Origin of the sequence: Alteromonas lipotrueae, from assembly GCF_019249215.1 — a bacterium.
In the GTDB taxonomy this organism is placed as follows: Bacteria; Pseudomonadota; Gammaproteobacteria; order Enterobacterales; family Alteromonadaceae; genus Alteromonas; species Alteromonas lipotrueae.
This window is the reverse complement of the sequence record NZ_JAESDI010000010.1, coordinates 33,151-56,227: the sequence shown is the minus strand read 5'-3', so window position 1 is coordinate 56,227 and position 23,077 is coordinate 33,151. Positions and strand designations below refer to the sequence as shown.

At 46.1% G+C, this 23,077-nt stretch carries 19 protein-coding genes; all 19 read right to left on the bottom strand.

Features of this window, described 5'->3' with window-relative positions:
* Positions 1-18 precede the first annotated feature (18 nt).
* The 19 genes from mutT to mraZ all read right to left on the bottom strand — a co-directional run bounded on the left by mutT (position 19) and on the right by mraZ (position 22,768).
* A complete protein-coding gene (gene mutT, locus JKP82_RS13260) occupies positions 19-414 on the bottom strand; it encodes an 8-oxo-dGTP diphosphatase MutT (RefSeq protein WP_218397370.1) in 396 nt (131 codons plus the stop codon).
* Positions 414-3,131, bottom strand: coding sequence for a preprotein translocase subunit SecA (gene secA / locus JKP82_RS13255; protein ID WP_218397368.1), 2,718 nt, complete (start codon positions 3,129-3,131; stop codon positions 414-416). Before secA ends, mutT begins: the two co-directional genes overlap by 1 nt.
* A gap of 149 nt (positions 3,132-3,280) precedes the next feature.
* Positions 3,281-4,159 carry a M23 family metallopeptidase gene (locus JKP82_RS13250; protein WP_159532756.1) on the bottom strand — a complete coding sequence of 293 codons (879 nt, stop codon included), beginning with the start codon at positions 4,157-4,159 and terminating at the stop codon, positions 3,281-3,283.
* Between the two features lie 205 nt (positions 4,160-4,364).
* Positions 4,365-5,276: a UDP-3-O-acyl-N-acetylglucosamine deacetylase gene (gene lpxC, locus JKP82_RS13245; RefSeq protein WP_159532758.1), complete on the bottom strand. Its 912-nt coding sequence runs from the start codon at positions 5,274-5,276 to the stop codon at positions 4,365-4,367.
* 236 nt (positions 5,277-5,512) lie between these two features.
* The gene (ftsZ, locus tag JKP82_RS13240; RefSeq protein WP_159532760.1) at positions 5,513-6,682 is read right to left on the bottom strand and encodes a cell division protein FtsZ; all 1,170 of its coding nucleotides are present in this window, start codon (positions 6,680-6,682) and stop codon (positions 5,513-5,515) included.
* Between the two features lie 102 nt (positions 6,683-6,784).
* Positions 6,785-8,014 (bottom strand): cell division protein FtsA, encoded by a 1,230-nt coding sequence (ftsA, locus tag JKP82_RS13235; protein ID WP_013782941.1) that lies wholly within the window; start codon positions 8,012-8,014, stop codon positions 6,785-6,787.
* A gap of 7 nt (positions 8,015-8,021) precedes the next feature.
* Positions 8,022-8,786 (bottom strand): cell division protein FtsQ/DivIB, encoded by a 765-nt coding sequence (locus tag JKP82_RS13230; RefSeq protein ID WP_159532762.1) that lies wholly within the window; start codon positions 8,784-8,786, stop codon positions 8,022-8,024.
* 6 nt (positions 8,787-8,792) lie between these two features.
* Positions 8,793-9,761, bottom strand: a complete 969-nt coding sequence (locus JKP82_RS13225; RefSeq protein ID WP_159532764.1) for a D-alanine--D-alanine ligase — start codon at positions 9,759-9,761, stop codon at positions 8,793-8,795.
* Entirely contained in the window at positions 9,758-11,206 is a 1,449-nt protein-coding gene (gene murC, locus JKP82_RS13220) for a UDP-N-acetylmuramate--L-alanine ligase (protein ID WP_218397365.1), read from the bottom strand. The genes JKP82_RS13225 and murC overlap by 4 nt, the downstream gene beginning before the upstream one ends.
* Positions 11,206-12,294, bottom strand: a complete 1,089-nt coding sequence (murG, locus tag JKP82_RS13215; protein ID WP_159532768.1) for an undecaprenyldiphospho-muramoylpentapeptide beta-N-acetylglucosaminyltransferase — start codon at positions 12,292-12,294, stop codon at positions 11,206-11,208. Before murG ends, murC begins: the two co-directional genes overlap by 1 nt.
* Positions 12,287-13,789, bottom strand: coding sequence for a cell division protein FtsW (ftsW, locus tag JKP82_RS13210; RefSeq protein ID WP_258544394.1), 1,503 nt, complete (start codon positions 13,787-13,789; stop codon positions 12,287-12,289). Before ftsW ends, murG begins: the two co-directional genes overlap by 8 nt.
* Positions 13,786-15,198: a UDP-N-acetylmuramoyl-L-alanine--D-glutamate ligase gene (gene murD, locus JKP82_RS13205; protein ID WP_218397363.1), complete on the bottom strand. Its 1,413-nt coding sequence runs from the start codon at positions 15,196-15,198 to the stop codon at positions 13,786-13,788. Before murD ends, ftsW begins: the two co-directional genes overlap by 4 nt.
* On the bottom strand, positions 15,198-16,280 hold the full coding sequence (gene mraY, locus JKP82_RS13200; RefSeq protein WP_159532772.1) for a phospho-N-acetylmuramoyl-pentapeptide-transferase: 1,083 nt from the start codon (positions 16,278-16,280) through the stop codon (positions 15,198-15,200). The genes murD and mraY overlap by 1 nt, the downstream gene beginning before the upstream one ends.
* Entirely contained in the window at positions 16,274-17,689 is a 1,416-nt protein-coding gene (locus JKP82_RS13195; RefSeq protein WP_218397361.1) for a UDP-N-acetylmuramoyl-tripeptide--D-alanyl-D-alanine ligase, read from the bottom strand. Before JKP82_RS13195 ends, mraY begins: the two co-directional genes overlap by 7 nt.
* Entirely contained in the window at positions 17,686-19,278 is a 1,593-nt protein-coding gene (locus JKP82_RS13190) for a UDP-N-acetylmuramoyl-L-alanyl-D-glutamate--2,6-diaminopimelate ligase (protein ID WP_218397359.1), read from the bottom strand. Before JKP82_RS13190 ends, JKP82_RS13195 begins: the two co-directional genes overlap by 4 nt.
* Entirely contained in the window at positions 19,268-21,043 is a 1,776-nt protein-coding gene (locus tag JKP82_RS13185) for a penicillin-binding transpeptidase domain-containing protein (protein ID WP_129739878.1), read from the bottom strand. The genes JKP82_RS13190 and JKP82_RS13185 overlap by 11 nt, the downstream gene beginning before the upstream one ends.
* Positions 21,040-21,375 carry a cell division protein FtsL gene (ftsL, locus tag JKP82_RS13180; protein WP_013782930.1) on the bottom strand — a complete coding sequence of 112 codons (336 nt, stop codon included), beginning with the start codon at positions 21,373-21,375 and terminating at the stop codon, positions 21,040-21,042. Before ftsL ends, JKP82_RS13185 begins: the two co-directional genes overlap by 4 nt.
* Positions 21,372-22,313, bottom strand: coding sequence for a 16S rRNA (cytosine(1402)-N(4))-methyltransferase RsmH (gene rsmH / locus JKP82_RS13175; RefSeq protein ID WP_159532778.1), 942 nt, complete (start codon positions 22,311-22,313; stop codon positions 21,372-21,374). Before rsmH ends, ftsL begins: the two co-directional genes overlap by 4 nt.
* On the bottom strand, positions 22,310-22,768 hold the full coding sequence (gene mraZ / locus JKP82_RS13170; protein ID WP_057789935.1) for a division/cell wall cluster transcriptional repressor MraZ: 459 nt from the start codon (positions 22,766-22,768) through the stop codon (positions 22,310-22,312). Before mraZ ends, rsmH begins: the two co-directional genes overlap by 4 nt.
* Positions 22,769-23,077: the final 309 nt, after the last annotated feature.

Here is a 23,077-nt window from a genome sequence, read left to right as displayed (position 1 = left end):
GATTGGCCAAGCCTGAGGTTACTTCAAGTATTTCTGCTGAAGCGCATCGATTATAGCCACATTAGCTGCTGGAAATTCACTAGCTTCCAATGCACTTACTTCAACCCAGCGCGTTTGTTGGTTTTCCTTACCATCAGGCTCACCGTTAAACGCACTCACAGCATGCACATCAAGCTTAACAAGCTTGTCGCCATAATCATGCTCTATAACAATCAACGGCTCGCTAGACTGCACTTGAATACCAATTTCTTCCTGCAACTCTCGGCGGAGCGCATCTAGCACAGATTCGATAGCTTCAACTTTACCGCCAGGAAATTCCCATTTACCACCCTGATGAGCGTTATCAACACGTAGGCTGATAAACACTTGTGTGCCGCGAAGTACTACCCCAACGGCAACATGCACAAGTTTCATTAGCTTAATTTACCGTGGCACTGCTTGTACTTTTTGCCAGAGCCGCATGGGCAAGGGTCGTTACGACCTACTTTAGGGCCGTCACGTACCTCTGTACGTACCTTATCGCTTGCTGCTTCTGGCGGTGCATCTGTAGCTGACGCATTTTCGTGTTCAAACTGCTTAGGCACGTTATCCGCTTGACGACGCTGTTCTTCAACTTTCTCAACGTCTTCTTCAGCTTGCACTTTCACACGTGAAAGAATAGTAATCACTTCAACTTTCAATGCTTCTAGCATCTGTGAGAAAAGAGCAAACGACTCGCGCTTGTATTCTTGCTTCGGATTTTTCTGCGCGTAGCTGCGTAGTCCAATACCTTGACGAAGGTGATCCATTGCCGCCAAATGCTCTTTCCAATGGCTGTCTAGGTTTTGTAGCATCACGGCTTTTTCAAACTGACGAAGTACTTGCTCGCCCACTACCGCTTCTTTTTCTTTGTAGCTAGAAACCACGTCATCATGAATACGCTCACGGAGCTTTTCTTCATAAAGCTTATCGTCGTTTTCTAACCAGTTTTGAATGGGTAAGTCTACGGCGAAGTCAGCGCGTAAACGCTCTTCTAATCCTTTCACATCCCACATTTCTTCTAGAGATTGTGGTGGAATATATTCATCAACCACACCGCTTACCACATCTTCGCGGATTACTGCGATGGTTTCGCTAATGTCGCCTTCATCAAGCAACTCATTGCGCTGCTCATAAATCACTTTACGTTGGTCGTTTGCCACATCATCGTATTCAAGTAGTTGCTTACGAATATCGAAGTTACGACCTTCTACTTTACGTTGGGCGTTTTCGATAGCGCGGGTTACCCATGGGTGTTCAATGGCTTCGCCTTTTTCCATCCCTAAGCGCTTCATCATGTTGCCCATTTTTTCAGAGGCAAATATACGCATTAGTGCATCATCAAGAGACAAGTAAAAACGGCTTGAACCTGGGTCACCCTGACGACCTGAACGACCACGAAGCTGGTTATCGATACGGCGAGACTCATGGCGCTCTGTACCAATGATATGCAAACCGCCTGATGCTAAAACAGCATCGTGACGTACTTTCCACTCAGCCTTAATCTTGTCGATTTGTGCTTGAGTAGGGTTTTCAATTTTTTCGATTTCTGCTTGCCAGTTACCGCCAAGCACAATATCCGTACCACGACCCGCCATGTTGGTTGCAATAGTCACTGCACCAGGCTTACCGGCTTGAGCAACAATGTCAGCTTCATGTTCGTGGAACTTAGCGTTAAGTACTTTATGGGGAATTTTGCTTTTCTTAAGAACCCGAGACAACAACTCAGAGTTTTCAATCGATACTGTCCCTACCAAGGTAGGCTGACCGCGCTCAACACAGGCTTTAATATCTTCTACGATAGCATCGTATTTTTCTTCTGCAGTTAAGTAAATAAGGTCGGCCTTATCTTTACGCTGCATAGGTTTATTGGTTGGCAACACAACCGTTTCTAGGCTGTAAATATGCTGAAACTCGAACGCTTCCGTATCAGCAGTACCTGTCATACCCGCAAGTTTGTTGTACAAACGGAAGTAGTTTTGGAAGGTAATAGACGCTAGGGTTTGGTTCTCGTTTTGAATCTTCACACCTTCTTTCGCTTCAACAGCTTGGTGTAAACCTTCAGACCATCGGCGGCCTTCCATTGTGCGGCCGGTATGTTCATCAACAATAACAATTTGATCTTCTTTAACGATGTAATCTACGTCTTTAGAGAACAATTTGTGCGCGCGAAGGGCAGCATTTATGTGGTGAAGTAATGAAATATTACCCGCAGCAAATAACGATTCGCCTTCTGGTAATACGCCTGCACGATGCAAAATTTCTTCTACATGACCCTGGCCACGTTCAGTTAAGTGAATTTGTTTCGCTTTAAGGTCGATAGTGTAATCACCGTCGCCTTCTTTGCCTTCTTCGTCTTCTTCTTCTTGCTGAATCAATTCAGGTATAACTAAATTAATACGGCGGTAAAGTTCAGAACTGTCTTCTGCCTGACCGGAAATAATAAGCGGAGTACGAGCCTCATCAATTAAGATTGAATCTACTTCATCCACTACAGCAAAGTTAAGTGGGCGCTGAACGCGGTCTTGCGGGCTAAACGCCATATTGTCGCGCAAGTAATCAAAACCGAATTCGTTGTTCGTACCATAGGTAACGTCAGCTTGATAGGCGTCACGCTTTTGCTCGTGCGCCATACCAGGTACGTTACAACCTACACGCATACCCAAAAAAGTGAACAGCTGGTTTGCCCATTCAGCATCACGCTTAGCAAGGTAATCGTTCACGGTAATAACGTGAACCCCTTTACCTGATAGGGCATTTAAATAAGTTGGCAAGGTAGCGGTAAGGGTTTTACCTTCACCGGTACGCATTTCTGAAATTTTACCTTCGTGTAATACTTGGCCGCCCAGCATTTGCACGTCGAAGTGGCGCATGCCGTAAACACGTTTACTTGCCTCACGTACTGTAGCAAAAGCTTCGTACATGAGATCTTCAAGGCTTTCGCCTTTTTCGATTCGCTGTTTAAACTCAGTCGTTTTTGCTTTTAACGCCTCATCAGAAAGCTGTTCATACTCTGCTTCCAGTGCATTGATGGCATCTACATTTTTTTGTAATTTTTTTAATAGACGGTCGTTTCGGCTACCGAACACTTTTCTAAGGATGCTTGAAAACATTAGCTTGTTATTTCCACTACTTGTCGAGACGCCGCACGGTAAGAGCACAGCTGCGATTAAACGTAAAAGACACTACCTCTAAAGATAATGCCAAGCGATGACTAATTGTTGCGCAAGCTGAACGCTTACTTACCTGGCTGCTGCCGTGTTTACTTTTTATAAACGTATGGCAGAGGATCGATTTGCTTACCGTTTCTTATTACTTCGTAGTGAACATGAACGCCAGTAGAGCGCCCTGTATTACCCATTTTAGCGATAGCTTGACCCTTGGTCACCACGTCGCCTATTGAGACAGATAACGTTTCATTGTGCCCATAACGGGTAATAAAACCATCACCATGTTCTATTTCTACTAGATGCCCGTAACCGCTACGTTCGCCCGCCCAGGTAACAATACCTGCCGCAGTAGCTAAAACGTCATCACCCGCTTTACCAGCGAAATCTAAGCCTTTATGCATGGCTGTTTCACCAGTGAAGGGGTCGGCGCGCATACCATAATAAGATGACAACCATCCCGATGCTATCGGTCGACCAGATAATTGACTCTGCTCATGGATATGGTGACCCCTCACCAAACTTTCAAGCATAGAAAGCTGCTGAGATTTTACGTCGAGAGATTGCTGGAGCTTATTAATCTCGCTGAGTAAGGGATCATCTTGGAGGTTGTCCGGTATCGATACAGGTACAAAAGCGTCCAGGTCAGCCGCTGTCATACCTAATTCTGTTGCTATCTGCTTTCCTTTATCATCGAGCATAGTCGCTTGTGCTGAAAGCTCGGCAATATGAGAAATCAAAGTTTGTAATTTAATGGTGGTCTGTTGTTTGAGTGCTTCAACGTCTTGTTGCGTTTCATTCACTTCAGATTGTGCCAGGCGAACCCTAGCCACATCTTCAGACACAGATTCTGTGGAACGACTAGACACTAACATAAATATAGACGACAACACGGTCGCGCTCACCAGCGTACGTACACTGATGCTATGACGATAGCGTTTGTTCTTGCCTGATAGCGTTATTGTTAGCTTCATACCACAAATAGGAAATTTCTGTCGTGCTCAGTGAACTTCCAATACCTGTTTGCTAACAAACATAGACACGGCTGAAGGCCGGACTGGAACGTAAAGAAGTTATGGCACATTAATTATAATTATATAGATTGCTTACTTTATCATTGTTTAGTCTAAAAGCTAAACGAAAAAAAGCCGCCATGTAGGCGGCTTTTTATATACCGGTTTACGCTAATACTGGTTGAGCGTAACGTATAGGTGCTTTGTCTTGAGAATCGTACGTTATAAATTCCCAGCAGTCTTTCTGCGCAAGTACGGCGTTCAATAGTTTGTTGTTCAAACCGTGCCCTGTTTTATAAGCGCGCAATTCACCAATCAGGCTATGACCGCCTAAGTACAAATCACCAATAGCATCTAGAATTTTATGCTTTAAAAATTCGTCGTCGTAACGTAAGCCTTCAGGGTTTAACACGCGAAATTCATCAAGTGCTACCGCATTTTCCATGCTGCCGCCCAATGCTAAGTTATTAGCATTCATGTATTCAAGGTCGCGCATAAAACCGAAGGTACGTGCACGGCTTACTTCGTTCACATAAGAGCATGAATCGAAATCCATGGTCATATGTTGACGAGTTTGACTGATAACTGGGTGATCGAAGTCAATTTGGAAGTCGACACGGAAACCATCATAAGGCACTAATTCGGCCCACTTATCGCCATCTTCAACGCGAACGGTTTTCTTAATACGGATAAAGCGCTTAAGGGCGTTCAACTCTTCTATTCCTGCTGATTGAAGCAAGAATACGAAGGGGCTAGCACTACCATCCATAATAGGTAGCTCGTTGCTATCAACTTCAACAATGATGTTGTCGATACCAAGCCCTGCAAGCGCAGATGCCAAATGTTCAACGGTTTGAATAGTTACGCCGTCTTCATTATTCAAACAGGTACACAGCATGGTATTACCCACCGCGTTTGCACGCGACGGGATATCAACATGAGGTTCAAGGTCAACACGCCTAAACACAATTCCCGTGTTCGCAGGCGCAGGCCGGAGAGTCATTGTGACCTTTTCCCCTTTATGAAGCCCAATTCCGGTTTCTTGCACCGGGTGCTTGATTGTACGTTGTCTAATCATCTGCTTATGCTTTTACCTATAAAAAAAGCGGTCGCGAATTATAGTGACTTACCACTTATTTGTCAAAAAATACGCAATTTGGACCATTCGCGAATCCAAAATTTTACGCGCAATTAGCCACTCTGGTCACTAATCCGGAAAAATTCCAGTTTAAAACCTACCAGACATATAGTGCCCTTAATACCGTTCTGACAACAGTATTTCAGAAAAATTCACTTCAATTTCAGCGAGGTGAATTAGTCTGCTTGCTTACGCAAAAACGCGGGAATATCTAGATACTCTAAATCATTACCAGGTTGCGCTTCATCTTCAGCTTTAAGTGCTTGGTTGCCTTCAGTACTGCCAACCGATGCTGAACGAGGTTCAGATGCTGTTGTGTTACCGTACTCTTTAGCTGGCGTAGTTAAACGCGAACCTTCTGAGCTTACTAGCGAAATGTCAGGCTTGCGCTCTGCGCCAATACCGGTTGCAACAACCGTTACGCGCAACTCATCTGTCATTTCCATGTCAATAACGGTACCCACAACCACTGTCGCATTTTCAGAAGCAAACGCTTTAACAGCGTTACCAACAGTTTCAAACTCATCAATAGCGAAATCTGGGCCGGCTGTGATATTCACAAGAATACCCCGCGCACCTGACAAATCGATATCTTCAAGTAGCGGACTAGCAATTGCTGATTCAGACGCTTCTTCAGCGCGGTCTGGACCACTTGCTGAACCACTGCCCATCATTGCTTTACCCATTTCAGACATTACTGTACGTACGTCGGCGAAATCCACGTTGATCAATCCAGGGCGAGTAATGAGCTCTGCAATCCCCTGAACAGCGCCACGCAATACGTCGTTCGCTGCGCTGAATGCTTGAAGTAAAGGCGTACCTGGCCCCATCACCTTTAACAATTTCTCGTTAGGAATAGTGATAAGTGAATCTACGTTGTTAGCCAGTTCAACAATGCCCTGCTCTGCAAACGTAGTACGCTTTTTACCTTCAAATGGGAATGGCTTGGTAACAACAGCCACAGTAAGAATTCCCATTTCACGGGCAATTTTTGCCACTTCAGGTGCTGCACCAGTACCTGTACCACCACCCATACCTGCGGTGATGAAAACCATATCTGCGCCATCTAATGCTTGGCGAATGGTTTCTCTGTCTTCGTGTGCAGCGTCGCGTCCAATGTTAGGATCGGCGCCTGCGCCTAAACCTTTAGTAACACTTGAACCAATTTGTAAGGTAACGTCAGCATTTGAGCTGCGCAGTACCTGCGCGTCGGTGTTTATCGCAATAAACTCTACGCCTTCAATGCTTTGAGACACCATGTGCTCAACTGCATTTCCGCCGCCGCCACCAACGCCGATGACTTTGATTACGGCTTCTTCGCCGTGACTATCCATTAATTCGAACATACTTACTCTCCGGTTGTACGTCTTCTATGCTTCGCTACGACACATAGTCGATTATCTGCATCCTGCGAATCGTGATGCCGTAGCTATAGCGACCCCAAAAAATTAAAATTCACCTTTAAACCAGCTTTGCACGCGATGAAATAAACTCTCACCAGGTTTCTGCTTACTGGACTTCTTATTATCTGCTTGCACTTTGCCGTATTGCAGAAGCCCTACGACGGTTGCAAATCCTGCATCATCAACGTATTCAGACAAGCCTTTAACGTTGATTGGGTTGCCTACTCTCACAGGCATCTGGAAAATTTCCTCGGCAAATTCGACCGCACCTTCCATTTTGGCGGTACCACCAGTTAGCACTAAGCCGGCGGCAATTTGCTCTTCCAGACCACTGGCACGAATTTCATCATGTACCAGTTCAAAAAGTTCTTGGTATCGAGGCTCAATCACTTCAGCTAGCGTATGTCGCGACATGACTCGCGCGGCACGCCCGCCTACACTGGGCACTTCAATACTTTCTTCCATACTGACCATGTCTTTCAGCGCGCAGGCATAATTAACTTTAATCTCTTCTGCGTTACTGATTGGCGTACGGAAAATCTTAGCGATGTCGCTGGTAATCTGATTACCGGCAACAGGGATAACAGCGGTATGCCTAATGGCACCATCTGTGTAAATAACGATATCCATGGTGCCACCACCAATATCGACTACACACACCCCTAATTCACGTTCATCGTCCGTTAGCACAGCATAACTTGATGCCAATGCTGAAAATATCAATTGGTCGGCGTTTAGTTCACAGCGCTCAACACACTTCACTAAATTTTTCGCCATATCGTCTGCACAGGTAATAATGTGTGCATCAGCTTCCATTCTTACGCCTGACATGCCAATTGGGTTCTTAATCCCTTCTTGCACATCAATAGTAAATTCTTGTGGTAAAACATGAAGTAACCTGCGTTCAGCTGCAATAGGAACACTACGTGCTGCGTGAATAACGTTATCTACATCTTCTTGGGTTACTTCTTGGTTGTTAATCGGCACCATACCGTTTTCGTTTTGGCATTTTACGTGACGGCCTGAAATAGACATGAACACTGAAGAAACACGGCAATCTGCCATGAGCTCCATTTCATTTACCGCACGTTGCACCGACTTAACCACAAGGTTTAAGTCATTTACGCCGCCTTTATCCATGCCTTTTGCGGCATGCGTACCGACACCGACAATACTGATTTGATCGTCGTCTAGCAGCTCACCCACCACAGCCTTTACCTGGCTAGTGCCTATATCTAAGCCTACAATCAAATTACGTTCAGCAGGTTTTGACATGGTTTCCTTAACTCTCTTTGTTTGTTGTATCGCTGTTGCTGTTTTCCCAGCCAACCGCGACACCCGTATCGTAACGAAGATCGATATATTTTACCGTCTTCTCTTGCTGCGCAAGTAAGGGATATACATCGATAAAGCGTTGTAACCTATCGATAAATTCCTTGCGCCCTAAATTCAATTCAATACCATTTTCAAGTTGAACTTGCCATGCGAAGCGCTCGCTCAACGATAATTCTTCAATATTCATAGCAGTAGTGGCTAATAGCGCATGCATGGAGTTATATCCTTCAAGCGCGGTCTTCTCGCTACCACCTGGGCCGTATAACCTTGGTAAAGCTAAATCATGCCCATCGGCGTTAAACGTATCGCCGTAGGGGTTTAGCAACAAATCCTCGTTCCATTTGGCAACGGGTTGCTGCTCAACCAAATATATCTTTAACGTGTTTGGCCATTTTTTGCGTACCGACGCCCGATACACCCATGGTTGTGCTTCTACCAGCTCAAACACTTCATTCACATCGAGGGCAAAAAAACTGCCCGGTTGTGACTTTCTTATCAGGCGCTCTAGCCTAGTAATATTCACATGTTGGTAATCGCCTGAAAAATCGATTACCTGAACAGGCATTTGCTGTTCATCTTGCATATAGCCGTTGGCCTTAATAGCGCCAAACACTAATGCCGCGATAACAAACAATAAGAAGACTACACCGCCCCACAAAGACGCTTTGTCTTTAGATGGCTTATTGTTTACGGTGCTCGTCTTACTTGTCATTGCGCTTTATGCTCTGCTGTCAGGGTCAAAACTGGTGGCCAATATTGCCAGCACCAGTTCATCAAAACTTAACCCAGCCACTTTGGCCGCTTTAGGCACCAAGCTCTTTTCCGTCATTCCAGGCACCGTATTCGCTTCAAGCAAATAAAAATGCCCATCACTATCTTGCATCACGTCAATGCGACCCCAGCCAGAGCCAGAAATAGAATCGAATGCCTGCGTCGATAGCTGAGCAAGATGTGCTTCTTGCTTGTCAGACAAACCACTTGGACAAAAATACTCTGTGGTATCGTCTTGGTACTTGGCAGCGTAATCATAAAACGTATGTGGAGTAGACATGCGAATAGACGGCAATGCCTGCCCCTGAATTACTGAAACCGTAAACTCAGGGCCTTTAATGTATTGCTCTAACAGAACCTGATTATCATAGTTAAAGGCGTCCTGTATGGCATTTTCGAGTTGTTCAGCGCTTGTCACTCTCGCCATGCCAATACTCGACCCTTCTCGGGCCGGTTTTACCATGACTTCATTCCCCAACTTTTCCATTATAGCGCTGCACTTACCAGCTTCAAAGCGCCTTTTATCAGCAATTTCATATTTAGCAGTAGGTAAGCCAAGGCTTTGCCATACTTGCTTGGTGTGAATTTTGTCCATCGCCAATGCAGAACCTAAAACCGGCGTTCCCGTATAGGGAATTTTAAGCAGTTGTAGTGCCCCTTGCATTGAACCATCTTCACCACCTCGACCGTGTAACATGATAAGTACTCGGTCGACTTTTTCGCTGATTAAATCAGTAAGTGGTCGCTCAGCAGGGTCGAAAGCTATGGCGTTTACATTTTCTCTTAAAAGCGCTGCAAGCACCGCGTTTCCTGAGTTTAGCGACACGTCACGTTCGGCAGAGTCGCCGCCAAACATGACCGCCACTTTTCCAAATTCGGCAACATCATATTTTTTTACGTTACTAAAAAGACTCATGCATCGCTCTCCTGATGCAGCGCTTTTGGCTCCATCTCACGGCTGGCGAGCAACTTAGCAATTTGACCAATGTTTCCAGCGCCTTGGGTCATCACGACATCGCCCTCTACCAAAATATTGGCAAGAATGGCGGGAAGCGCTTCTTTACCGCCTACGTAAACGGGCTCAATTTGGCCACGTTGACGAATAGAACGACACAAAGATTTACTGTCAGCGCCTTCAATAGGCTGTTCGCTTGCCGGATAAACGTCTAATAACAGCAATACATCCACCGAAGAAAGTACGTTAACGAAATCTTCGTATAGGTCACGCGTTCGCGTAAATCGATGAGGTTGATATACCATCACTAACCGATTTTCAGGCCAATTGGCTCTCGCTGCCGCTATAGTCGCTTTCACTTCGGTAGGATGATGACCATAATCATCAACCAAGGTAACGTTACCCACACTGGTATTAAAATCGCCAAGTACCTCAAAGCGACGACCAATCCCACCAAAACTCGCCAATGCAGCCACAATGGCTTCATCATCAATACCTTCATCCGTTGCCACAGCGATGGCTGCCAACGCATTTAGCACATTGTGGTTACCGGTAAGGTTTAATGTCACCTTCAAAGGCTCATGCTCTGGCCGTATAACGGTGAAATTAGCTTGCCCGAATGACAAGGAAATATCCTCAGCACGTACATCGTTGTGCGCTTCAAAGCCATAAGTAATGATACTGCGGCCAATACGAGGGCTAATCTCTTGTATGTTCGCGTCGTCGCCACACACAATTGCCTGCCCGTAAAATGGCAAATTACTCAAAAACTCAACAAAAGTATCTTTCACTTTCGAGAAGTCACCGCCATAGGTATCCATATGGTCAGCTTCAATATTTGTAACTACCGACACCATTGGCTGCAAGTGTAAAAACGATGCGTCACTTTCATCGGCTTCAGCAATTAAATAACGGCTTCTGCCTAAGCGCGCGTTAGTACCTGCACTATTCAACAAACCGCCAATCACAAACGTTGGGTCGTATTGTGCTTGTGCAAAAATGGTCGAGATTAAACTTGTGGTGGTGGTTTTACCATGAGTTCCTGCCACGGCAATACCATGACGAAAACGCATCAATTCCGCTAACATCTCCGCACGACGTATAATTGGAATACGTTGTTCTCTGGCGGTAATAATCTCTGGGTTAGCTTCGTTAATGGCACTTGAAACCACAATCACGTCCATACCATCAACATTTTCGGCTTTATGGCCAATTTTTACATCCACGCCCAAATCACTAAGGCGCTGAGTCATGGGCCCTGAATTTATGTCAGAACCTGCAATATCGTAACCTTCATTAAGCAGTACTTCAGCAATACCGCCCATACCCGCACCACCGATGCCGATAAAAAATATTTTCTTCACCCTGCGCATTTGCGGGCTCTCAAATGGGGTCTTAAAAACCATTATTCCCCTTCTCCTACTACTGCCATGCAATGGCTTACTACATGTTCTGTGGCGTGAGTACTGGCGTGTTGCCTTGCTACTGCACCCATTTTTAGGCAATCGCTAGGGTGCGAAACCCAGTGCCGAACTGCCTGCCTTAAATTCTCTTTCAATACCGACTGCGCAATCATAATGGCGGCGCCATGTTTCACTAGCGACTGCGCATTTTTGGTTTGATGGTCGTCTACCGCATGTGGCAGAGGTACGAACAATGCTGCCCTGCCCGCTGCCGCCACTTCTGCAACGGTGAGTGCGCCCGCCCTACAAATCACAAAGTCAGCCCACTCATAGGCCGCTGCCATATCATCAATAAAGTCGCTGACTTCAACGGAATTAGCTGAATCTGCATAAAGCGCTTCCACCGACGCTTTATTGCCTTTCCCGCATTGATGGCGAATCGATAAACCCTCTAGTGCCGCGCACGTGTCGGGCACAGTATCATTAAGTACTTTGGCACCCAAACTTCCGCCCACAACCAGTAGGTTAAGTGTGCCGTTTGTTGACTCGTCTGTAACTTGTTCTTTCGGGTTAACCTGCCAAATTTCGTCCCGCACAGGGTTACCCACGGTGTGAACTTTAGCTGCCACCTTGGCAAATTGCGGTTTTGCATCTTCAAAACCGAGCAACACGCGTGTAGCGATGTTAGCCAATAACTTGTTGGTCATGCCGGCCGCCGCGTTTTGCTCGTGAATAACAACAGGAATCCCTAGCGATTTGGCCGCAACACCACCCGGCCCGCTGGCATAACCACCAAAACCAAGCACTAAATCTGGTTCAATACGTTTGATAATTCGGCGAGCCGAAAATAAACTTTTTATTAGTGCTATACCGCCCGACAATTTGGCTTTTAGCCCTTTGCCTCGAATACCTTTCACTGGAATAAAGTGAATAGGAATGCCATGTCTAGGCACAACATCGGCTTCCATTCGCTCTGCGGTGCCAAGCCATTCTATTTCCCAACCAGCCGATTTCAGAGCGTGGGCCACAGCTAACCCAGGGAAAACATGCCCGCCAGTACCACCGGCCATAATAAGACAACGCTTACTCATTGGTGGCCTCCTTAGATACTCTGGCTAGAATGGCTTTTATGCCCGCTTTGCCTTCGTCTTCAGGAGAAATTGTACTAGATGCTTTTTTTGCTTCTTTTGATTGAGCATCATCTAGCATTGATTCTTGCGCTTCTGTGTCTGATTCAACGCTTGGGACTTGGTTGTAATCAGCCTCAGCATCGGCAAACGGTTCAGCATTGGTATGCTTTGTTTTCACTGGCGGCTTAGCCGCTGATGTAGCTGCAGGCTTTGCCTTTACTTTACTGGTTTTCTTATTGTCGCCGCGTCCTAACGCTTGAACTCCGTCTACGCGAAGTTCAAAATCAATACGCAACAACAAAGCCACCGCCACCGACATAACAATAAGCGATGAGCCGCCATAACTGACTAACGGTAGCGTAAGTCCTTTGGTGGGCAGAATGCCTGCACTTGCACCAATATTCACAGCAGTTTGGAAACTGAACCAAATTCCTACGCTGTAAGCTAAATACCCTTCGAATGGGCGTGATTTCAATAAGGCTTTGTTCCCTATTTGTAGCGCACGTACCACCATCCATAAAATTAAGCCGAGTACAGCCAGTACGCCTACAAAACCAAGCTCTTCGGCTAAAATAGCCATAACAAAATCGGTATGCGCTTCAGGTAAGAACTCTAGCTTTTGTAGGCTGTTGCCTAAGCCTTGGCCAAACCAATTGCCTCGACCATAAGCCATTAGCGATTGAGTAAGCTGATACCCGGCGCCGAATGGGTCGGCCCAAGGATCTAGAAAAGAAGTGACCCGCTTCATGCGGTATTCTTCAAACACGATAAGGGCAACAACGGCTAGCACGCCAGCAAACACCAATGCAAAAAACTGCCATAAACGAGCACCTGCTAAGAATAATAACCCAATGGTGGTGGCAAACATCACCACCACGGTTCCTAGGTCGGGTTGTAGCAACAGCAACATGGCTAACGCAAAGAACACCACTAGCGGCTTGATGAAGCCTTTTAAGTTTTCCGTTACTTCCTCATAACGGCGAACCAGATAGCCTGCTAGATAAGTGAAGAAGAAAAGTTTGGCCGGCTCTGCCGCTTGAATTGTGATGGGGCCTAGCGCCAACCAACGGGTACTGCCGTTTACGGTACGCCCAACAAGCAGCACAGCCACCAACAGCCCAATCGCCGCTAATAACAAATAAGGGTTTGCCTTACGCCAAAACTGCATAGGAAGCTCTAATACCACCATGGCAGCAATAATCGCCCCCACAATGTAAATACCGTGACGAATAGCAAAGTAAAAAGGATTATCGTGAATTCTTTCAGCAACAGGCATTGAAGCAGATGTCACTATGATAATACCAATCGTCATTAGTGCTAACGCAACAATGATTAAGCCAATATCGTAAGGGCTTTGAAGATTTTTTTCGTCATGACGCGCCGCAAACAACGCACTTAATTTAGTGTCTGCTGGCGACGCATTGGTTGATTTAAAAGCTTTCGCGGCTGTCATCATGATGGCAAACCTCCCGCTTCTTTCATTGCGCCAGCGTCACTTTCAAATTTTACCTTTTCGGTAATATGTGTGACTGCATCAGTAAATACTTGTGCACGGTGCATATAGTTTTTAAACATGTCGATACTGGCACACGCTGGGGATAGCAAGACGATATCGCCGTTACCAGCACGTAAGTTAGCAGCCAATACCGCCTTCTCCATTGAAGCCACTATTGTGGTGTCACTGTAGATAGCGCTGAATTTTTCTGCGTCTTTGCCTAGCGCAATCACTTCACCAACACTTTCATCTAGCGCTGGTTTTAATGCACTTAAATCTGCACCTTTGCTATCACCACCGGCAATCAGGATAATTTTTCCATTGGTAGTAGGAGCTAGCCCTTGAATAGCAGCGATAGTGGCACCCACGTTGGTAGCCTTTGAATCATCTATCCACTTCACGCCATTAATGTTGGCAATTTCTACGCAGCGGTGCGGCGCTGAAGTGAAGATAGCCACTGCACGTGCGGCTGTATTAAGCAGGGCTGGTTTATTCAATGAAATACTAAACGCTTGGCATAATGCCAGCGACGCCATCACGTTAAGCACATTGTGCATGCCTGCCAATCGAATATCGGCGGTATTAAGCAGCGCTTCACCGTTGAAGGTTATAACGCCTTCGCGTAAACCAAAATCGGTATCGCTAGCATCAAGGCCATAAGTGATGGTGTTTTCACAGTTTGAGGTTGGCGTCACCTGCTTGTCGCCTCGCCATACTACTGCGGTATCACAATGACTAAAGATACGCTGTTTGGCAGCTGTGTATTGCTGCATATCGCCGTGTCTATCTAAATGGTCATCGCTAATATTCAAAATCGATGCGGCGTTCAACTTCAAGCTAGTGGTAGTTTCAAGCTGAAAACTGGAAAGCTCTAAAACAATGACATCCAAAGAAGAAGACTGAGTTTCAAGCTCTGCCATGGATTCTGGAAGGGTTTCAAGTACTGGGCGCCCTACATTACCCGCCTCACAAACTTCGTACCCACAAGCTTTTAGCATATGCGTTGTTAGCAAGGTAACCGTGGTTTTACCATTTGAACCGGTAATGCCTATGGTTGGCGTAGTGTTAAGACGTGCAAACAATTCCACGTCGCCAATTACTTCAACACCACAGGCTTTTGCTTGTTTTACTTGTTCAATGTTAAGCGGTAGGCCTGGGCTAAGTACCAAGGTATCAACGCCTGCGAAAAAATCACGAGGTAATGTCCCGGTGGTTACGCAGATATTTAATGGTGCTGACACATTGAAAGTATCGCGGGTATCAAAGGCTTTTACCTTCGCCCCTTGCTGTTTTAGAAAACGCACGCAAGCCTGACCTGTTACTCCAAGGCCGCCTACCACATAAGAATGTGTACGTACGTTATATGTCATTACCTAAGCTTCAACGTTGCCAGCCCAACAAGGACTAAAATGATAGAAATGATCCAGAAGCGCACTATGACTCGTGGCTCCGGCCAACCTTTTAATTCGTAATGGTGATGAATAGGTGCCATTCTAAAAATGCGTTGTCCACGCAACTTAAAAGATCCCACCTGCAAAATGACCGATAAGGTTTCTACTACAAACACACCACCCATAATAATCAGTACAATTTCTTGGCGGACTAATACGGCTAGTACGCCCAATGTGCCACCTAATGCCAACGACCCCACATCGCCCATGAAGACTTGTGCTGGGTAAGTGTTAAACCACAAAAATCCTAGCCCAGCACCGACAATGGCCGTACACACAATAACCAACTCACTGGTAAGGGGAATATGCGGAATATTAAGGTAATCGGCGAAATTCGCGTTCCCGGTTACATAAGCAAAAATAGCGAAAGCACCTGCCACTAAAATAGTCGGCACGATGGCTAATCCATCAAGGCCGTCGGTTAGGTTGACTGCGTTACTTGTGCCCACAATGGCAAAGTAAGTAATAATGATAAAAAAGGCGCCTAGTTGCGGAAACACTTCTTTAAAGAAAGGGATAAGCAATGAGGTTTCAGCACTTAATGTGGCACTGCTATATAGGAAGAAAGCTACCCCAATGGCTATCACCGATTGCCAGAAATACTTCCAGCGCGCAATCAAGCCTTTTGAGTCTTTGCGGATCACTTTACGATAGTCATCCACAAACCCAATAATGCCATACGACACCACTACCGCTAAGGTCACTAATACGTAACGATTACTTAAATCTGCCCACAGTAAAACACTCACTACAATAGCCGCAAGAATAAGTAAGCCACCCATAGTAGGTGTACCTGATTTAGATAAATGACTTTGCGGACCATCGTCGCGTACGGTTTGCCCTATCTGCATAGTTTGCAAATAACGAATCATTTTAGGGCCAATTAAAATAGCAATGAGCAACGCCGTTAACGTACTTAAAATCGCTCTTAGGGTAAGGTATGAAAATACGTTAAACCCAGTATCAAATTGTGTCAGCCAGTCAGCTAGCCAAATTAACATGCAATACGCTCCCGACGGCGTTCAAACTTTCCCAGCGAAGAGGCCTCAATCGCCTCTACCACGCGTTCCATACGAGAACTGCGTGAGCCTTTTACTAAAATTGAAATATCTTGTTGTTCTACTTGTAAGTCTTGCTCTAACGCGCTCACCAAACTGTCGATGTCGGTAAAATGCCCGCCATTTTTTCCAGATGCCGCGTCGTAGACAGCGCTGGCAGATTGGCTTAGCACGCCAAAGGAGTATAAGTAGTCGATACCATTGTTAAGCGCATAGTTGCCCACTTGCTCATGATAGAAGCGCGCTTTTTCGCCCAACTCTTTCATGTCGCCCAATATCAAAACATTAATGCCTGAAAAGGTACTTAGTGTATCGATAGCCGCGTTAACCGAAGCAACGTTGGCGTTGTAAGTGTCATCTAGCAAACGCACTTGGCTACTTAATGTCTTAACGTTCAAGCGACCTTTCACTTGCTTCATAGCAAGCAAACCGTCACGCACGTTCTCAAGAGTGGCACCTAATTGCATGGTAAGCGCTGCTGCCACTAATGCATTCCCAACGTTATGAATTCCAGGAATAGTCAGTTGGATTGCCACTTCACCTTCGTTACTGCAAAAATGGAATGCAGCACAGCCATCCAGTCCGACGATGATGTCTTCGGCAGTGAAGTCTGCTTCGTTCTTTTGCATTGGCGAGAAAGTTAATACACGCTTTTGTTTAAGCTTGCCTTGCCAGAAATCGGCAAATTGGCTGTCTACATTAACAATGGCAGTGCCGCTATCGCCTAAGCCTTTAAAGATTTCGCTTTTTGCACGAGCTACACCTAACAAGCTCCCGAACCCTTCAAGGTGAGAAGCAGCAGCATTTACAATAGTGGCGACATCAGGCTTAACCAGATTTGTGGTGTACGCAATTTCACCCAGGTGATTTGCACCTAGTTCCATGACCGCGTATTCGTGATGTTTTTCTAAGCGAAGTAAGGTAAGCGGAACCCCAATATCGTTGTTAAAATTGCCATTGGTAGCAAGAACAGAGCCGCGGCGCTCTAATATGGCCGCGCACATTTCTTTTACCGTGGTCTTGCCACTACTGCCTGTAATTGCAATGGTTTTTGGGGCGACTTCACGTTTTACCGCTGCTCCAAGCATGCCTAAAGCCAGTTTAGTATCTTCGACATAAACCACCGGAATCGATACTTCAACAGGTTCGCTGGCAATAATTGCACTTGCCCCTGCTTTTTCTGCGCTTATCGCAAATTCATGGCCATTAAAGTTTTCGCCATTTAATGCAAGGTAGACAGAGCCCGAATCTAAGGTTCGCGTGTCTGTACTTACCGCACTGACTTCACAATCTTGTCCGTCAAGTTTGCCGTCAATTTGGCTGGCTATCCACGACAGTGTTGTAGTTATCATTTTTTGTACTCCTGCTGTAGTCGCGCCACAACTGTACGTTCGTTATAGTCTGTCTGTTGGGTACCAATAATTTGGTAATCTTCATGGCCTTTACCGGCCACCACAATAATATCGTTCTCATCTGCACTATCTAGGCAATAGCGAATAGCGCTTTCTCTGTCTGCTTCTTCTACTGCGTCATTAGGGCGTTGCAAGCCCGCCTTAATATCGCTAGCAATACTTTCTGGCGACTCGCTACGACTGTTGTCAGTGGTAATGACAATCACGTCAGCATGCTGTTCAGCCGCCGCGCCCATTAAGGGGCGCTTGCCTTTATCGCGATCGCCACCACACCCAAACACGCACCACACTTTGCCGGCGGTATGTGTTTTAGCGCTTTTCAGCACCTGGTCTAACGCGTCTGGCGTGTGGGCATAATCAACGACTACGCTGGCACTACCCTCAACAGGGAACACTTCCATCCTTCCTGGTACAGGTTGCAAACCATTCACTACCCGCACTACATTTTCAAAGCGTTCGCCCTGCGCCAATAAACACGCAATAGCACTTAACGCATTGCTCACGTTAAACGAGCCAAACAATGCCAGCTCAATAGGTGCTGTGCCCCATGAAGAAACAAGGTCGAATCGAATTCCTGAAGAATGGTATGAAACATTTGTGGCGAAACAATGGCGATCTTGTGGTTGTTTGTGCGTGGCTAAAACGCCATCAGTAGGTTCAAACCCTGTCCATACTTGTGTCACTCTCGGCTTACTAATTGCTATTTTTTCTGAGCTTTCATCTTTAGCTGCATTGGCGTCTAAATAGTCAGCCCAATTCTGGCTTTCGCTGTCGTTCACATTCAGCACAACAGCTTCAAGGCCAGGTTGATCTAACAGCAATCGCTTCGCCTTAGCGTACTCTTCCATGGTGCCGTGGTAATCTAGATGGTCACGGGTTAGGTTTGTAAACACCGCAATATCTGTTTTCACTTGGCTTAATCGGCCTTGTACCAATGCATGAGAGCTAGCTTCAAAGGCCGTATGCCTCACCTCTTGTTGCACAAACTCTGCCAACACGTACTGCAAACGAATAGCATCAGGTGTAGTATTCGCCGCGGCAGTCGTTACCCACTGGGTATTTTCACCTTCATATACGCTACTGCCAAGAGTGCCAACACTCGCACTGCGCGTACCCAGCGCATCTTTCAACTGGGTAAGCAATTGAACTGTAGAGGTTTTTCCGTTAGTTCCCGTTACCGCCACTGTCATCATTTTCAACGCAGGGTAATCGTAAAACGCAGCCGCCAAGGCCGACAGCATGCTAGGTAATTGATATAACGAAATAATTACCGAATGGTCGCGCATTTCCATTTGGCCATGGGCTTGACTGTCGTCAGTTTGCGCCAGAATGACACGCGCGCCTAAACTAATCGCCTGTGGTATAAAATCTCTTCCGTCACGTTCATGACCTTTAACCGCTACAAATGCTGTTTTTGTATTCACATCACGGCTATCTAAGGTTAAGCCTTCAATACGAATATCTGGCGCGTCTATACCAAACTTTGCCAACAACGCACGAGTACTTTGAATAAAGGAATTAACTACCACTGTTACCTCCTTTCAGCCACGCGCCTGACGTCACGTGCTTGTCATCTGGGGTTACGTTTAGCATGTGTAAAGCACCGCCCATGATTGACGAAAACACAGGTGCCGCAGTGTCACCGGCGTGATACAAATCACCACCAGGCTCGTTAATAAGCACAATAGTGACAAGTCTTGGGTCGGAAACAGGGGCAATACCTGCAAAGATATTCACATACTCTTCGCCATAACCACCTGCCACAGCCTTACGACTGGTACCAGTTTTTCCTGCCACACGGTAACCTGGAACGGCCGCTTTTTTCGCTGTACCGCCTCGTTGAGTTACGCTCTCCATCATTTGTACTATGGCTTTTGCATTCTCTTCACTGATCACGCGTTCAGGCTGGCCTTGCCACCCCGTTTGCTGTGGCGACTTGATAATATTCAATGGCTGCTTGATACCGCCATTCGCCAAGGTAGCGTAGAGGCGACCAAGTTGCGCAGTGGTTACCGATATCCCATAGCCAAATGACAAGGTGGCCAGTTCGAATTCAGACCAGCGGCTTCGGTCGTAGAAAATACCACTGCTTTCACCGGCCATATTTAGGCCAGTATCTGACATCAGCCCAATGTTGTAATAGGTATCGAGTAGAAATTGCTTAGGCACAGACAACGCTAATTTCGAGGTGCCCATATTGCTTGAATGCTGAATAATTTCTTCAAGAGTAAGCTCGCCATAGTTACGCGAGTCTTTAACTAAGCTTCCGCCTAGGCGCATCCAACCAGGGTTAGTATCTACCACATCTTCCGCTTCTACTTCACCGAACTCCATAGCAGTTAATACCGCTAACGGCTTCAACGCTGAACCGGGCTCGAATGCATCGGTAATAACGCGGTTACGCATGCGGTGGGGTGAAATATTACTGCGATCGTTAGGGTTAAAAGACGGCGCATTTACCATGGCCAGTACATCGCCCGTTTTTACATCAATCACCACTGCCGAGGCAGAACTAGATTGATAGTAAATCATGGCTTCTTTAATTTCTTTGTACGCTAACGCTTGAATACGTTGGTCGATAGTCAGTTGCAGGTTGCCTGCATCTTCACCCGTGGTGGTTTCTAAAATTTCTACCTGACGACCTTTGGCATCTCGACGAATTTTACGTGAGCCAGGCGTGCCTGTTAGCCACTCGTCGTACATACGCTCTAAGCCTTCAACACCTGTATCATCTACATCGGTAACACCGATTAATTGGGCCGACACTTCACCGGTAGGATAATAACGACGGCTCTCACGGCGTAAGTAAATACCTGGAATATCAAGCTTATCGACATACTCGGCCATGGCAGGAGACACTTGGCGCTGCAAGTACACAAAACGGCGTTTAGGATTGCTCACTTTTTCTTGTAAGCTATCTACCGATTGGCCTAGTACATCGGCCAGCGCTTGCCAACGACGAGGTTCAGCAAGGCCATCGTTCTCATGAATAATTTTAGGGTCGGCATAAATGGCCCGAACCGGCACGCTTACAGCTAGTTCAACACCATTTCGGTCTGTCACCAGCCCGCGATAGGTAGGCATGTTGCGCGTACGCAAGGTACGGCTATCGCCTTGTTGGATAAGTTCATCAGGCTCAATAACTTGAATAAACGCCGCGCGGGCAGCCAGTGCCGCGAAAACCGAGATAACCACGATAAGCACAACCACAAAGCGCCAGTGCACCAAGCTTGGTGTGACGTTTTGTTTTGCTCCGCTCGCTTTGCGGCTACGTTTAACGGTTGGCGTGGTCATTTAAGTCTCACTACCACTTCGTCATCGGCTGTAGGGCGATACATATCAAGTTGCTTTTCAACCAAGGTTTCTATGCGGTTATGTTCGGTCAGCGCACGTTGTTCTAGCACTAAATTGCGCCATTCAACGTCGAGCTCATCTTTTTGTTGCATCAGGTCTTCAAGGGCAATAACTTGCTGTCGATTTTGGTGGCTACCAAGGATAACCGCCATGCCACTAAGCAGAACCGCTAAATACAACAAAACCCGCAACTTGTTGCGGGTTAAATCTGACACAATAATCAGCAGTAAACTGAAGTTTGTATTTGCCCTATCTGGCTTACCTAACGTCATAGCTTTTCGGCCACCCTTAACACGGAACTGCGTGAGCGAACGTTGTTCGCAATCTCCAATTCAGAGGGTTTTATGGCACGACTTAGCGCTTTTAAAACTTTATCGGCATCTATTTCAGCTTGGGTTATAGGCAGATTATGCGGTACTGATTTGCCTTTGCTTTGGTCTTTTATAAAGCGTTTTACGAGTCTGTCTTCTAAAGAATGAAAAGAAATGACCGCTAAGCGACCTTCTTTTGCTAACACCTGAGTGGCTGCTTTTAGGCCTATTCGCAGTTGCTCTAGTTCAGCATTAATGTAAATTCGGATGCCTTGAAATGCGCGAGTAGCTGGGTGTTTAAACTTATCTTTTACTGGTACGGCTTCATCAATAAGTGCGGCTAACTGAGCAGTACGGGTAATAGGCGTGGTTTCGCGAGTATTTACAATGGCGTGCGCGATGCGTTTACCAAACTTCTCTTCACCAAACTCTTTAATCACTTGGGTAATGTCTTGTTCTTCAGCACGGGCTAGCCAATCGGCTGCACTTTCACCACGGGAGGTGTCCATACGCATATCTAGCGGACCGTCGCGAAGGAAACTAAAACCACGTTCAGCATCATCAAGTTGAGGAGACGAAACACCCAAGTCCATTAATACGCCGTCAATCTTTCCGGTTAAACCCAAGGCTTCAATTTCTTCGGCCATGTCGCCAAAAGGAGAATGAATAATACGGAAGCGGCTGTCATCTGCAAAACGCTTAGCAGCTTCTATAGCCTGAGGGTCGCGATCAAACGCGATTAGGGTACCATCGCTACCTAATGCATCAAGAATATGCGCAGAATGGCCTCCACGGCCAAATGTGGCGTCAATATAAATGCCATCAGGTTTGATAGCTAATGCTTCTATACACTCGTCGAGAAGTACAGAAACATGTTTGAATTCGCTAGATTGGCTCATAAGGAAAAGTCCTGTAAACGTTCGGTGAGTTCAAATTCGCCTTTGCGTTCGGTATCCATATCAAGCTCAACTTGTTCAGCCCATACTTCAGCATCCCAAATTTCAAACTTATTCAACTGACCAACTAACATGACTTCTTTTGATAGGTGAGCATGAAGGCGTAGCGGAGTAGGAAGCAGAATTCGACCGCTTTTGTCCATTTCACCTTCTGTAGCATGACCCAGTAATAAACGCTGCATGCGTCTTTCTGCCGGAATCATGCTTGAGAACTTAATGAGTTTAAGCTCAATTTCTTCCCATTCGGGAAGTGGGTAAAGCAGCAAACAACTTTGCTGTGTATCGACCGTACAGACCAGCTGTCCATTACAATCATCCAGCAGCGACTGCCGATACTTTGTCGGTATCGCTAGTCTGCCTTTTGTGTCCAGATTGATTGCATTAGCGCCGCGGAACATTCCCCTAGCCTTCTATATTTTGCTCTTGGTTTTCTTGTTTTTTGAGTACTGATCTGCAAAACAATGATGGTTCGATCCACTATTCGCCACATTTACCCACTGATTGACAGTTTAGGTATCAATGATCCCCACTGTCAAGCTAAAAAGCATAGTGAAGGCCACGTATTTACTGGCTTTGAACTGTGTGCATATACAGTGTTTTGGCGAAGTAGTTGATAACCCCTAAGAAAAGAGGGGCAAAATAAAAAGGGGGTGGGGAAAGTAAAGATGATAAATACGAAAAAACCGATACTCGTTTCCCAGTATCGG

What these genes read in the sequence shown, in the direction of transcription:
- ftsA (WP_013782941.1), bottom strand. Translation starts at nt 8,014, where the DNA reads ATGTCAAAACCTGCTGAACGTAATTTGATTGTAGGCTTAGATATAGGC.
- JKP82_RS13185 (WP_129739878.1), bottom strand. Translation starts at nt 21,043, where the DNA reads ATGACCACGCCAACCGTTAAACGTAGCCGCAAAGCGAGCGGAGCAAAA.
- rsmH (WP_159532778.1), bottom strand. Translation starts at nt 22,313, where the DNA reads ATGAGCCAATCTAGCGAATTCAAACATGTTTCTGTACTTCTCGACGAG.
- JKP82_RS13195 (WP_218397361.1), bottom strand. Translation starts at nt 17,689, where the DNA reads ATGATAACTACAACACTGTCGTGGATAGCCAGCCAAATTGACGGCAAA.
- murC (WP_218397365.1), bottom strand. Translation starts at nt 11,206, where the DNA reads ATGGTTTTTAAGACCCCATTTGAGAGCCCGCAAATGCGCAGGGTGAAG.
- ftsZ (WP_159532760.1), bottom strand. Translation starts at nt 6,682, where the DNA reads ATGTTCGAATTAATGGATAGTCACGGCGAAGAAGCCGTAATCAAAGTC.
- mraZ (WP_057789935.1), bottom strand. Translation starts at nt 22,768, where the DNA reads ATGTTCCGCGGCGCTAATGCAATCAATCTGGACACAAAAGGCAGACTA.
- murG (WP_159532768.1), bottom strand. Translation starts at nt 12,294, where the DNA reads ATGAGTAAGCGTTGTCTTATTATGGCCGGTGGTACTGGCGGGCATGTT.
- ftsL (WP_013782930.1), bottom strand. Translation starts at nt 21,375, where the DNA reads ATGACGTTAGGTAAGCCAGATAGGGCAAATACAAACTTCAGTTTACTG.
- JKP82_RS13230 (WP_159532762.1), bottom strand. Translation starts at nt 8,786, where the DNA reads ATGACAAGTAAGACGAGCACCGTAAACAATAAGCCATCTAAAGACAAA.
- JKP82_RS13225 (WP_159532764.1), bottom strand. Translation starts at nt 9,761, where the DNA reads ATGAGTCTTTTTAGTAACGTAAAAAAATATGATGTTGCCGAATTTGGA.
- lpxC (WP_159532758.1), bottom strand. Translation starts at nt 5,276, where the DNA reads ATGATTAGACAACGTACAATCAAGCACCCGGTGCAAGAAACCGGAATT.
- murD (WP_218397363.1), bottom strand. Translation starts at nt 15,198, where the DNA reads ATGACATATAACGTACGTACACATTCTTATGTGGTAGGCGGCCTTGGA.
- ftsW (WP_258544394.1), bottom strand. Translation starts at nt 13,789, where the DNA reads ATGATGACAGCCGCGAAAGCTTTTAAATCAACCAATGCGTCGCCAGCA.
- mraY (WP_159532772.1), bottom strand. Translation starts at nt 16,280, where the DNA reads ATGTTAATTTGGCTAGCTGACTGGCTGACACAATTTGATACTGGGTTT.
- mutT (WP_218397370.1), bottom strand. Translation starts at nt 414, where the DNA reads ATGAAACTTGTGCATGTTGCCGTTGGGGTAGTACTTCGCGGCACACAA.
- JKP82_RS13250 (WP_159532756.1), bottom strand. Translation starts at nt 4,159, where the DNA reads ATGAAGCTAACAATAACGCTATCAGGCAAGAACAAACGCTATCGTCAT.
- secA (WP_218397368.1), bottom strand. Translation starts at nt 3,131, where the DNA reads ATGTTTTCAAGCATCCTTAGAAAAGTGTTCGGTAGCCGAAACGACCGT.